The sequence below is a fragment of the Haloarcula amylovorans genome (assembly GCF_004681185.1).
GTDB lineage: Archaea > Halobacteriota > Halobacteria > Halobacteriales > Haloarculaceae > Haloarcula > Haloarcula amylovorans.
Genome location: NZ_SRIF01000001.1, coordinates 1,428,299 through 1,439,853 on the forward strand (window position 1 = coordinate 1,428,299; position 11,555 = coordinate 1,439,853).

The 11,555-nt window shown below is 64.7% G+C and carries 10 protein-coding genes; 3 read left to right on the forward strand and 7 right to left on the reverse strand.

Translation table 11 applies throughout. The features are described from left to right. Positions 1-270: 270 nt before the first annotated feature. On the forward strand, positions 271-681 hold the full coding sequence (locus E4S61_RS07290) for an archease (protein ID WP_135303219.1): 411 nt from the start codon (positions 271-273) through the stop codon (positions 679-681). Here the strand turns inward: E4S61_RS07290 and E4S61_RS07295 are convergent. The 5 genes from E4S61_RS07295 to E4S61_RS07315 are packed head-to-tail and all read right to left on the reverse strand — an operon-like array spanning position 678 to position 7,038. Then, entirely contained in the window at positions 678-1,910 is a 1,233-nt protein-coding gene (locus E4S61_RS07295; RefSeq protein ID WP_135303220.1) for a zinc ribbon domain-containing protein, read from the reverse strand. The genes E4S61_RS07290 and E4S61_RS07295 overlap by 4 nt on opposite strands. A 39-nt stretch (positions 1,911-1,949) precedes the next feature. Then, the gene (locus E4S61_RS07300; protein WP_135303221.1) at positions 1,950-3,359 is read right to left on the reverse strand and encodes a zinc ribbon domain-containing protein; all 1,410 of its coding nucleotides are present in this window, start codon (positions 3,357-3,359) and stop codon (positions 1,950-1,952) included. Positions 3,360-3,411: 52 nt separating this feature from the next. Next, the gene (locus tag E4S61_RS07305; protein WP_135303222.1) at positions 3,412-4,560 is read right to left on the reverse strand and encodes a PP2C family protein-serine/threonine phosphatase; all 1,149 of its coding nucleotides are present in this window, start codon (positions 4,558-4,560) and stop codon (positions 3,412-3,414) included. 2 nt (positions 4,561-4,562) lie between these two features. Continuing rightward, positions 4,563-5,795: a protein kinase domain-containing protein gene (locus tag E4S61_RS07310; RefSeq protein WP_135303223.1), complete on the reverse strand. Its 1,233-nt coding sequence runs from the start codon at positions 5,793-5,795 to the stop codon at positions 4,563-4,565. A 58-nt stretch (positions 5,796-5,853) separates the two neighbouring features. Then, complete coding sequence (locus E4S61_RS07315; protein WP_135303224.1) at positions 5,854-7,038, reverse strand: vWA domain-containing protein; 1,185 nt, start codon at positions 7,036-7,038, stop codon at positions 5,854-5,856. 122 nt (positions 7,039-7,160) lie between these two features. Here E4S61_RS07315 and E4S61_RS07320 point away from each other — a divergent pair, with 122 nt between their 5' ends. After that, positions 7,161-7,589 (forward strand): CopG family ribbon-helix-helix protein, encoded by a 429-nt coding sequence (locus E4S61_RS07320; protein ID WP_135303225.1) that lies wholly within the window; start codon positions 7,161-7,163, stop codon positions 7,587-7,589. Positions 7,590-7,595: 6 nt separating this feature from the next. Here the strand turns inward: E4S61_RS07320 and E4S61_RS07325 are convergent, their stop codons facing one another. Both E4S61_RS07325 and E4S61_RS07330 read right to left on the reverse strand, forming a co-directional pair. Continuing rightward, entirely contained in the window at positions 7,596-8,237 is a 642-nt protein-coding gene (locus E4S61_RS07325) for an alpha/beta hydrolase (RefSeq protein WP_135303226.1), read from the reverse strand. Between the two features lie 96 nt (positions 8,238-8,333). Then, positions 8,334-9,173 (reverse strand): VOC family protein, encoded by an 840-nt coding sequence (locus tag E4S61_RS07330; protein WP_135303227.1) that lies wholly within the window; start codon positions 9,171-9,173, stop codon positions 8,334-8,336. Positions 9,174-9,255: 82 nt separating this feature from the next. Between E4S61_RS07330 and E4S61_RS07335 the strand changes: the two genes are divergently transcribed. Next, positions 9,256-11,352 (forward strand): beta-glucosidase, encoded by a 2,097-nt coding sequence (locus tag E4S61_RS07335; protein ID WP_135303228.1) that lies wholly within the window; start codon positions 9,256-9,258, stop codon positions 11,350-11,352. Positions 11,353-11,555 lie beyond the last annotated feature (203 nt).

Genomic DNA, 11,555 nt, shown 5'->3' on the forward strand with positions numbered 1-11,555 from the left:
TCCCCGGCAAAGGGAATCCCGGACGCGGCAAGCGTGCCGCGTCCAGCGGCCAGCCACACGCTGTATGCATAGCGTGCGGCGGGCACGGGCGATGGGGCCTGGATGTTGTTGGTCATGGGAACACCACGTCGCTTCGTGTGACGTATTTTATCCATCTCAGGAACACATATTAAATCTGCTGCACGATTGGTACCGAGGAACATGGCCAGCCGTCACCCGTGTGCTCGGGACCCCGTATCTCTTTTTCCACGGGGAACGAACCGTCGGGCGATGCCGTTTACGCTCCGTTCTCATACGGCAGATATCGCCGTTGAGGCCACCGGCCGAACGCTCGATGAGACGTTCGCCGCTATGGCCGACGGGCTCGCCGCCGCGATGTGCGAGACGGTTCCCGACGAGGGCGACCGCTTCGAACTCCGCGTCACTGCCGAGTCCGTCGAGGCGCTCCTGTTCGATTACCTCGACGAACTCATCTACGAGCGGGACGTTCGAAACGTCCTCCCGGTCGAAAACGACGCCGTCGTGACGGAAGACGGCGGCGAGTGGCGCGTCGAAGCGAGCGCCCGCGGCGTCCCGCTCACGGCCGTCACCGCCAGAGAGGTGAAAGCCGTCACGTACTCCGAAATGACGGTCGAATCGACACCCGACGGCTGTCGCGCCTACGTCGTCTTCGACGTTTAGTCGAGTCGTTCACCGCAGTCGGGACAGAACGTCGCCGTCGTCTCTGGCGGAATCTCTCGGCCGCACGCGGGACACGCCTCGGACGCGTCGCGGCGTTCCGGTGAAAACACGGCCGTATCGTCTAGCCACCCGTCGTCGTCTGCCTCGGTGTCCGACGAGTCGTCCGTGTCGTCGAACGTCGTCACCCCCGAGCCCACGTTTGTCTCCATATCTTCTGGAACCGCTTCGTCCGGTGTGAACACTCGTGTATTCGAGGACTGATCGCCGTCCTCGTCTTCGACGGCAGTCTCCGCCGTCTCACTCTCGGCGACGTTTTCGTCTCCCCCGCCGTTCTCGTCCGACAGTGCTTCGCCCTCGATGACACCGTCACTCGTCGATTCGGGCCGAGCCCGGTCTCGTCCCCCTTCCGTCCGCGCGACCGGCGGCATGATGGGGAACCGCTGGCCGGGCCGACGCGACGGCTCGGCGAGGGGCGCGTTCGACCTGACAGTCGCGCCGGCGACCTGCTGGGCGAGAAGGTACGCCGTCGAGAGGAACGCGGGAACCGCGACCACGGCCGCGAACGCCGCACTCGGGCCGACACCTGTCAGTTCGAGTCCCGTCTCGACCACCTGTTCGACGCCGGCAGCGGTCACCAGTCTCCCGACGGACGGGCTCACGCTACCGAGGAACGTCGCCTGGACGAGCCATCCGGCCGCGAGTGTCACGCCAGTCACGTAGAGAAACAGCGTGAACAGCGGCGGCACCGACAGCGAGTACACTCGATAGCCATAGACGACGGTTCGCACGAGCAAGTGGACGCTGGCTACGAGCGCCACCGCCGTGACGGCTAGCGTCGATCCGATAGCGAGCGACACCAGCAGACAGCCGAGTAAGACGACCCCCGGCGGTGCGACGAGGACGCTCGGGTGGTTCAGCCGATATCGCTTGACGAGATTCCCGTGTCTATTTCGGAACCAACCGTTCGTCAGCCACGCGGCTACAGCCGCAGGGACGAGAAGCCACGCGACGACGGCGACGGCCGAGAGTCCCGTGACGGCCGCGTTCCCGACGGTCAGCACCGTCGCGTCCGCGAAGCCCGGCACGATGCGGCCGACGGCGGTCCCGGTGAGGACGACCCATGCACCGTAGAACAGGTATCCCGCGAGTCCGCCGACGAGGACCCACCACTCGGTGGCGAGCAGCGACAGCGACCGACGAAACTCCTCGACGGGGACCCAATCCGACATTACGTGACGTATCTCCGAGTGATGGCTTAATTCGTGCGGTCAGGGCGCTCGAATCGTGACGGTTGCAACACCGGAGAGTTCGAGTTCGTCCCCTGGCGCGACTGGTTCCCGGTCGCCCTTCTGGAGCGTTCGACCGTTGAGCCGAGTCGGGTTGTCACCGAGGTCGACGAGGTAGAACGCGTCGGCCTCACGGACGAACCGGACGTGTTCGCGGTGGATTCGGACCGCCTCGTCCTCCGGCCGTCCGGCGTCTATGAGCGCCGCTCGGATCTCCCGACCGACCTTCTCGCCGTCGACGACCGGAATCTCCTCGTCGCTGACTTCGAGCACCAGCGAGTCCGGGACCGGTTCCGCCTCGTCGCCGTCGTCGCTCTGAGCTGCCAGGGCTTCGACGGCGTCCTGGCTTTCCGACTCGTCTCCACCAGATTCCCCGTCTCGGTGTGAGGCAAGGTCCTCACCGCAGTTCATACAGAAGTTAGCGTCCTCTTCTACGTCCGCACCGCACTCCGGGCACTCCGTGAGGGGTTCGGGTTCGCCCGAGTCGAGGTCCTGTACGTCAGCGCCACACTCCAGACAGAAGTTGGCGTCCGGAGCGAGGTCGGTGCCACAGTCCGGACAGTCGACGGTTGCCGACTCTGTCTCGGCCGTCTCGTCGTCCGACGTGTCCTGATCCTCGGTTCCTTCGCCGGTCGCAGTTGCTTCCTCGGCTGAAGTCCCTTCGTCGGAATCGGCAGTCGGGCCGTCCGCCGTCTCGTTCCCCGATTCCACTTGGGCAGCTGTCGCGTCGTTCGCTTCGGCGTCAGATTTGTCGCGTTCGACAGCTGCGTCGAGTTCGTCAGCCCCACTGGCCGACTCCTCGGACGAAGTCTCGTCGGTTCCGGTCGGGTCCTCGGACGCAGGCTCCTCGCTCGCCGACTCGCCGGCGGTCGTCTCGTCGGCTCCCGCCTCGGTCGCTGTCTCCGGAGTTTCGGCCGGCGCGTCGCTCGTCGCCGCCTCGGCGTCCGGCTCGGTCGATTCGTCACCGGCCGGCGCTCCCGGTGAGTCCGGGGCCGACTCCGCGTCGGCGGCGTTGGCGGGCGCACCCGCTTCGGCCGCTTCCGCTACGCTGTCGGTTTCGGCTGTCTCGGTGTTTTCGTCCGCCCCGTTTTCTTCAACTGTCTCGCCAGCGTCGTCTGTAGCCGATTCGGTGGTCGACTCGGCATCGGCGACGGAGTCACTGTCGTCGGTACGCGCTTCCGTCTCGGAGAGAAGGTCGCGGTCAGGTTCCTCTCGGGTCGACTCTGCGGACGCGCCGCTGTCCGCTTCGGACGCCTCGACCGCACCGCTATCGTCCGTGTGCTGCCACTCCCCACAGTCTGGATTCGTACACCATCCACCCGCTGCCGACGGGTCGAACTCCTCCCCACAAATCGGGCACTCCACCCCTTGTTCGGTACTTGCATCTGACATACTCGTTCGTTGGCCGATTTCACGGCGAGAAATAAAACGTTACCCCTGAAGTTCACTCATCTGATATTATAAGCGTCTCGCGGTCAGCGACGTCCTCATCCGGGTCTGCGGCCCGCACAGGCAATCCGCCGGTTTCCGGGGTCGGCGGAAGTGTATCGTCGGCGAACATGAGGACGGAAATGTTGTCTTTCCCGCCACGATCGTTGGCCAGCGAGACGTACTCCCGGGCGGCGTCAGAGAGCGAGTCGGTGTCCAGGAGGACGTCTCGGATCTCGTCGTCGGTGACGACCGCCTCTCGGACGGTCTCGGCGACCGATTCGGAGCGACCGGCATCTACGTACTCCTCGTACAGTTCCGGTGCGTCGGTCTGGGCGTCGATGAGACCGTCGCTCGTCGCGAGGACGGTGTCCTCGGCGTACAACCGGACGGTCCGCGTATCGACCTCGACGAAGGCCCGTTCGGGGTCCTCGTGACCGGAGCCACCGAGCGCCCGCGTTATTTCGTTCCCGTTGGGGTGGACGTGCGCCTCGACGTCGTCGATCTCGCCGGCGTCCGCCATCTCTTCGACGACAGCGTGGTCTTTGGTCAGCCGGACGATCTCCTCGCGAGCGTGGTTGACGAGATAGGCGCGGCTGTCGCCCACCCAGCCCAGGTGGAGCTTGCCGTCGGCGTAGACGCCAGCGACGAGCGTCGTGTACGACTGTGACCCCGACTCGTCGGCGTACCGAACGATATCGCGGTGAGCTTCGACGACAGCGCCCTCGATAGCCGCCTGTACGTCCTCCGGACCGAGCGTCTCGGGGAGCACGTTCGGGCCGAGATCAACGTCGAACCCGTCCGGATAGCTCCGAACCGCACGGATGGCAACGGGGGCCAATCGCTCGGCGACGACAGTTGTAGCGATGTAGGAGGCCGCGTCTCCCGCGTCGTGACCGCCCGCGCCGTCTGCGAGGACGAACACGCCCGCCGAGCGGTTGGCCGGGCGACCCTCGCGTTCGTTTTCCGCATCTCCCTCGCTCGTGTCCTCGTCTCCGCCGTCGCTTGCGTTCGCGTCCGACGCCTCGTCGCTATCGGGCGGGCGTCGCTGGCCTCGATAGCCGTCACGGTGTCCCTCCTCGAAGACGGTCAGCGAGAGACTGTCCTCGTTGATGCCTCGTCCGCGCTTCCGGTCGCCGATGTCGTAGTTGGTAGTGTATCGCATGATTACTCGGGGTGAAACTCGAAGGTGACGCCGTAGGTGGGATGGACGAGCGAGACGAGATCGCCGTCCCGCAGTCGCACCGACTCCGGTGGAACGTCGCCGTGTCTGTCGGTCGGATCTTCGCCCTCCTGCTGGAGTCGTTCGCGGCCTGCCTCACAGAGCACCCGCTGCCACCCCGACCCCTTCTGGACGAACGTCCCGTTGAGACTCCGATCGACGAGATGCCACGCCCCGTCGCGGGTGTCGAACTGCACCTGCACCGAGGAGATGTACTCGCCCTGCGGGTCCTCGATGGTGATAGACGCCGGTGGACCGCTCGCCCCCTCGCGGCCGATGGTGTCACCGGGTTCGACCGTGAACTGCTGGTCTGCCTGGATGTACCGCACCGAGGCCGTCGACGGCGGCGTCGGGTCCTTGGCTTCGAGCACGTCTCTGAGCACCGTCGCGTTCCGATAGCGATGCCGGTAGTCCGACTGGGTCGCTCGCTCGACTATTTCCGCGAGGTAATCCTCGCAGTCCGCGCCGAACTCCTGGGGGTTGACGCCGTCCTTCTTCGGCACGCTCCCCTTCAGCAAGAAGAGCAGTATCTTCCCGATGGAGTAGACGTCCGACCACGGCCCCTGCCGGACGTCGGTCCGACTCGCCTCCGCGACTTCGCGAGGTTTGAATGGCCCGAGAATGGTCGTCCCGTTGTTGCCTGTCGCCGGGTCGCCGGTGGCGTCGAACCCCGTCGCCGTGTTGAAGTCGATGAGCGTCGGCGTGATATCCGGCGTGAGCATCACGTTCTCGGGTTTCAGGTCCCGGTAGACGATCTCGTTCTCGTGGAGAAAGCCCATCGCGTCTGCGAGGTCGATGCCGATCTGGCGGACCTGTTCGGTGTCCTCGATAGGGCCGTGCTGGTCGATGACCCCGTCGAGTTCGATGCCACCCTCGACGAGTTCGACGACGAGGAACGGGACATCCCGCTCTCGGACCGTTTCGTAGAGCGCCATCACGTTCTCGTGGCCGCCCGCCGCGGCGATTCGTTCGAGCGACGCCGCCTCCTTCTCGAAGTACTCCTCGATGACGCTCCGGTCGTTCTGTGACTCCGTGTAGTTCGGGTGCTTCAGGACGACGGCGTCGCCGGTCTCTCGATCGAGCGCCCGATAGGCCTTCGCGAACCCCCCTTTCCCGAGGAACGCTTCGAGTTCGTATCGACCGCCAATGACATCGCCCGGTTCGGGTTCCCACGTCACAGTACTCACCGCTGTATTCGGTCGGCCGCCTCGCTCGCGTCACTCGACTCGCCTGCTGTCACTTCTGGAGTCCTTCGTCGGTGACGATTTTCGTCGCCCGACTCTGTTCCTCGCGGCCGCCCTCCATCACGAGCTGTGTCTGGCGCTCCGCGGACTCGACGGCCTCCGCGTCCGCGCCGTGAATGCGGGTCATTCGCTCGATCTGCGTCTGGGCTTCGGCGACATTCCCCTTCCCGAGTTCCGTCTTGATAACGGTCTGTCGATGGTCGATGTCGACCTGTTCGTTGTGCTCGCCGAGTTTCTCGGCGTCGTCGGTGTACTCGACGGTGATGGATCCAGTCGCCGTCTCGCCGCCGGCGGTCAGCGTCACGTCCGCGAGCGTGACTTGCTGGCCGACTTCGCGTGGCGGCGCATGTATCTTCAACACGACGCGCTGGGTCTCGCGGTCCAACAGGTCAGGCAGTTTGACGACCGTCGTGTTGTTCTCCCAGGCGGGCGTGACCTCCTGTGTCTGTGGCAGCGCACGGTAGACTTCGCTTACCTCGACCCCCTCGGCCACGTCAAGCTCCAGTTTCGCGTCGGGTGCGACGAGCGTCCCGGCCTCCTCGACGGCGTCGCCGAAGAACTCCTCGATGTCTCCCGCCGCTTCGAGGTGGGTCCACTCCCCTCGTGCGGTCGAGCCGAGCGTCCGAATCGTCTCTTTACGGTAGTCACTGCCGATGCCGGCCGACTTGATACGGATCCCCTCGGCATCAATTTCCCGAGCGAGCGTCTCGAACTCCGGCGGATCGTGGCTATTGTCCTTGCCGTCCGAGAGCAAGAGGAGTCGGCGCGCGGTGGTGGCATCGTCGGGAAGTCGACGCAGGGACTCCGCGGCCGCCGCGAGCCCTCGGTACATGTCCGTACCGCCGCCGGCGGCGATTGCATCGAGGCAGTCCATCGCCGCTTCCCGTGAGATATCACCCCACCGGGTCGCTTCGAGGACCACCTCGATGTCGCTGTCGAACGCGACGATAGAGACGTAGTCGTCGTCTTCGAGCAGTCCGAACACCCACTCGGCCCCCGACCGAGCGCGTTCGATATCCTCGCCCGCCATCGATCCACTCGCGTCGATACAGAGTGCGATCTGGCGTGTCGGTTGTTCGTCCTGTTGGCCGGGTTCGACTTCGATTTCGGCCGTCAGCTTCGCCCCATCCCCCGGGACGTGTGGCCGGTTAGCGTCGGTCACGACGTTCGCGGTCATACTGGTAAGAGGGACTTACGACCTAATTATAAGTTTTCCCCACAGAATCAAGAGAGAGAAAGCAGTCGACGCCGTCGTCTCTTTCGATAATCCTTAATAGGAATCTGCTCCTCGATTAATACATGACCGTCGTCAGTGTCTCCATGCCGGAGTCACTCCTCCAGCGCATCGACGAGTTCGCCGAGGAACACGGCTACACCGGTCGGAGCGAGATTATCCGCGAGGCCAGTCGGAACCTGCTGGGCGAGTTCGAGGACAAGCGACTGGAAGGGCGTGAACTCATGGGGATCGTCACCGTCCTCTTCGACTACGACACGACCGCCGTCGAAGAGAAGATGATGCGTCTACGCCACGAGCACGAGGGACTCGTCGCCTCGAACTTCCACAGTCACGTCGGCGAGCACCGTTGTATGGAACTGTTCGTCCTCGAAGGGACGCTCGAAGAGATTTCGACCTTCGTAGGCAAGATTCGCGCTACCAAGGACACGCTGAACATCGACTACTCGGTCGTCCCCGTCGACGAGTTTGGGACGCTCGCCGACGTGGAGTAAACGGCCCTACGCAGAAACCAGTCGGCCGACCAGTTCGTCCACGGCGTCGAGTTCGTCCTCGTTGACGCCATGTCCCATTCCCTCGTAGATGCGCTCGTCTACGTCTCCGTTTAGCCGCTCGAAGACTTCGCTCGTCTCGTGCACCCGCTCAAGCGGGATATGGGGGTCCACATCACTACACCCGAGGAACACCGGCGTCTCCTCGATGTCCCCGTTGTACTCCGTGGGGTCTACCGACTCACCGATGAGACCACCGCTCAATGCCGCCAGCCCACCGTATCGCTCGGGGTTCCGCGCGACGTACTCGCTGGCGAGACACGCCCCCTGCGAGAACCCCAGGAGGAAGACCCCCTCCGTCGGAATCCCCGCGTCGGTCGCTCGTTCGACCGCGTCGTCGACCGCCTGCAACCCCGAACTCCGCCCGGGTTCGTTCTCCTCGACGGGCGAGAGGAACGACTGTGGATACCACGTGTTGCGGGCGGCCTGTGGTGCCAGCAGCGCGAGCCCATCGCGGTGGACTTCACTCCCCATCTGGACGATACTCTGGGCCGTCGCCCCACGACCGTGGACCAGTACCATCGCCGCCTCCGCGTCCGCTAGCGGCGTCCCGACCGTGACCAGTTCCTGGTTCTGATGTGGCCCATTCATGACCGCATTTCCTCCGCTATCACGTTCGTTACCATACAGACAATGCGCACTCCATCCTTTTGACTTGCGCGTGGTAGTCACTATCAGGACTCTCGCTCACGAGCGGAGGCGGACTGTGACTCCGTCTGGGTCGGTCACGGAAACACCCTGTTCTGCCGCCGTTACCTCGTAACCAGCCGCCGAGAGCCGCTCGCTCGCCGCGTCGAGCGCCCCGTTGTTCGGAACGACGAGTTCGAACCACGCGAGTCCGCGCCCGCCCACTGGGTTTGTCCGACGATTCCAGACGTTCACCCCGACGTGGTGGTGGTAGTCACCGGCCGCGAGAAAGAGCGCGCCGTCGTAGCTGGTGCGGACGGTCATCCCCAGCGCATCCACGTAGAATTTGCGGGCCACGTCGAGGGACGTGACTTCGAGGTGGACGTGGCCCACGTCCGTTCCGACCGGCGCTTGCTCAGCTCCGGCTGCGGCTGTCCGAAGGTCCGCAAGGTCGAGCAGTTCGGTTGCCATCTCTACTCCGCCGTCGGCGGACTCGCTCCACTCGGAGCGTGGCCGGTCACAATACACTTCGACACCGTTTCCCTCGGGGTCCGAGCAGTACAGCGCCTCGCTGACGAGGTGGTCTGACGCCCCGTCGAGCTGTCCCGCCCTCTCGAAACGAGCAAGGGCGTCACCCAGCGCCGACCGAGATGGCACCCGGAACGCGGTGTGAAACAGTCCGGCGGCCGACCGCGGCCGCGCAGGTGCAGACGCGTCTTCGTAAAGCTCCAGTAGCGGCGTCTCTCCGTCGCCGAGAACGATCCGCTGTTCAGTCGTCTCGTGGCGGGACAAACCGACAGTCGTCTCGTAGAACGACGCAACTGAGGCGGCGTCGGTGACGGTCAATCCTACGCGACCGACAGTCGTCTCCGCGGAGAGTGTCTCTGTCTCCTCGACCATGTCGACCACTTCGGTCGCGCGACGCTTAGCGGTTCTGTCGCCAAAGCCTCTATACTGCGGTCAACCGAGGATACGGTATCCGATGGCAGAACCACTTTCCGAGGTCGACGCACTCGTCTCTGAGCTGACCCGTGCAGAGAAGCTATCGCTCGTCCGCGGCACGCGCGACCCCGAGGGGACCGCAACCGGCTATCTCGCTGGCGTCGAACGCCTCGGCATCCCACCGTTTCGCCTCGTCGACGGTCCCCTCGGGGTCCGCGCCGAAGGCAAGCGCTCGACGGCGTTCCCCGCGTCGCTCGCCACGGCGGCGTCGTTCGACCCCGACCTCGCCCACGAACAGGCGGCCGCAATGGCACGTGAAGCCGCTGCACACGGACAGCACGCGCTACTGGCCCCCGGCGTCAACATCGTACGGGTGCCCCACTGCGGGCGAAACTTCGAATATCTTTCTGAAGACCCAGTGCTTGCGAGCGAGGTCGGCCGGGCACTCGTCGAAGGGATTCACGACGAGGACATCGTCGCGACTGTCAAACACTTCGTCGCCAACAACCAGGAGACGAACCGGACAGAAGTCAGCGCCAACATCGACGAGCGGACGCGTCGAGAACTCTATCTCCCGCCGTTCCGCGCCGCCGTCGAAGCTGGCGTCGGGTCGGTTATGACAGCGTACAACCGAGTCAACGGCACTCACATGAGCGATCACGAGGCGCTCGTCACCGACCTCCTCAAAGACGAGTGGGGGTTCGACGGCTACGTCGTCTCCGATTGGTACGGACTGGAGACGACTGTCGGCGCGGCCAACGCCGGATTAGACCTAGAAATGCCGGGTGTCCCCGTCGAACCCGAAACCGACGACCCGGACGAGTTCGAGTGGCCCGACGGAATTCCGGACGCGACCCACGCAGGCTTGTTCGGTAAGCCCCTGGACGCCGCCATCGACGACGGGTCCGTCTCAGCCGACCGCCTCGACGACATGGTCGCCCGCGTCCTCGGGCAGATGGCACGGATCGGGCTGCTCGACGGGACCGAACGCACTGGCGAACTCGATAGCCAGCGTCATCGCGAGCTCGCCGAACGAGTAGCCGTTCGCGGAACCGTCCTGCTCGACAACGACGGCGTTCTGCCCCTCTCTGCCGACGCAGACGTAGCACTCGTCGGTCCCCACGTCCACGAAGCGAAACTCGGCGGCGGCGGTTCCTCGGAGACGACGCCGTTTCAGTCCCGAAGCCCCGCCGGCGGCCTTCGAGCACGGGCCGACGGAACAGTGACTACCGCTCGTGGCATCGACGCGATCGAATCCGTCTCGCTGTTCGACCTCCTCCCGTTCGTCGAGGGCGGTCGCGACGACAGCGAGTCCGCGCCCGAAAGAGAGCCCTCGCTCTCCGACGCCGTCGATGCCGCTTCGGACGCAGATATCGCCGTCGTGGTCGTGCGAGACGCGACAACCGAGGGTAGAGACCGAGACACGCTCTCACTCCCGGGTCGACAAGACGAACTTATCTCCGCCGTCGCCGCTGTCAACGACCAGACAGTCGTGGTCCTCCGCTCCGGTGGCCCAGTCGAAACGCCGTGGCGCGACGAGGTCGCCGCGATCGTCGAGTGCTGGTATCCCGGCCAAGCCGATGGCGACGCGTTGGCGTCCGTCCTCTATGGCGACCGGGATCCCGGGGGCCGACTGCCGGTCACGTTCGCGCCAGCGGAGACCTATCCGACGAGCGACGAACGACGCTTCCCCGGCGTCGATGGCGTCGCCCACTACGACGAAGGGCTGTTCGTTGGCTACCGCCACTTCGACGCGACCGACAGTGTACCGACCTATCCCTTCGGTCACGGCCATTCGTACGCGTCCTTCGAGTACGGCAGCGCAGTAGCTATCGACGAGACAACTGTGGAACTCTCCGTCGAAAACGTCGCCGACCGCCCAGGTCGTGAAGTGATCCAAGCGTACGTTCAGCCACCTACCCTTGACGACGTCGAGCGACCGCGCCGGGAACTCGCGGGCTTCGAATCCTGCTCGCTGGCCCCGGGTGAATCACGAACCGTGTCGCTCTCTCTCGACGAACTCGCGTTTTCGCGCTACGACATGGACCGCGGTTGGACGGTCGATGCAGGCGAATACACCGTTGAGCTCGCTCGCTCCGCCCGAGACGTTCGAGAGACTGTCACCATCGACCGCTGACGCACAGTCGGGGCAACCAGTCTTGCCACTTTCCCGCTTGCTAGACCCGCTATCCAACGCTGCCGCTACGCAATAAATACGGAAAGCCCACGCAGAGAGAGTAGATATCTCTCCGCGTGGGCTCGATGAGTGATAAGGAATGGAAATGAATGGTGGCGGCGAACCAAATTTCCCAGAGGCTCGCGCACTCCAGTACTCGCTGG

Excerpts from the sequence above, each read along its gene's own strand:
- E4S61_RS07290 (WP_135303219.1), top strand. The coding sequence starts at position 271 with ATGCCGTTTACGCTCCGTTCTCATACGGCAGATATCGCCGTTGAGGCC.
- E4S61_RS07295 (WP_135303220.1), bottom strand. The coding sequence starts at position 1,910 with ATGTCGGATTGGGTCCCCGTCGAGGAGTTTCGTCGGTCGCTGTCGCTG.
- E4S61_RS07300 (WP_135303221.1), bottom strand. The coding sequence starts at position 3,359 with ATGTCAGATGCAAGTACCGAACAAGGGGTGGAGTGCCCGATTTGTGGG.
- E4S61_RS07305 (WP_135303222.1), bottom strand. The coding sequence starts at position 4,560 with ATGCGATACACTACCAACTACGACATCGGCGACCGGAAGCGCGGACGA.
- E4S61_RS07315 (WP_135303224.1), bottom strand. The coding sequence starts at position 7,038 with ATGACCGCGAACGTCGTGACCGACGCTAACCGGCCACACGTCCCGGGG.
- E4S61_RS07320 (WP_135303225.1), top strand. The coding sequence starts at position 7,161 with ATGACCGTCGTCAGTGTCTCCATGCCGGAGTCACTCCTCCAGCGCATC.
- E4S61_RS07325 (WP_135303226.1), bottom strand. The coding sequence starts at position 8,237 with ATGAATGGGCCACATCAGAACCAGGAACTGGTCACGGTCGGGACGCCG.
- E4S61_RS07330 (WP_135303227.1), bottom strand. The coding sequence starts at position 9,173 with ATGGTCGAGGAGACAGAGACACTCTCCGCGGAGACGACTGTCGGTCGC.
- E4S61_RS07335 (WP_135303228.1), top strand. The coding sequence starts at position 9,256 with ATGGCAGAACCACTTTCCGAGGTCGACGCACTCGTCTCTGAGCTGACC.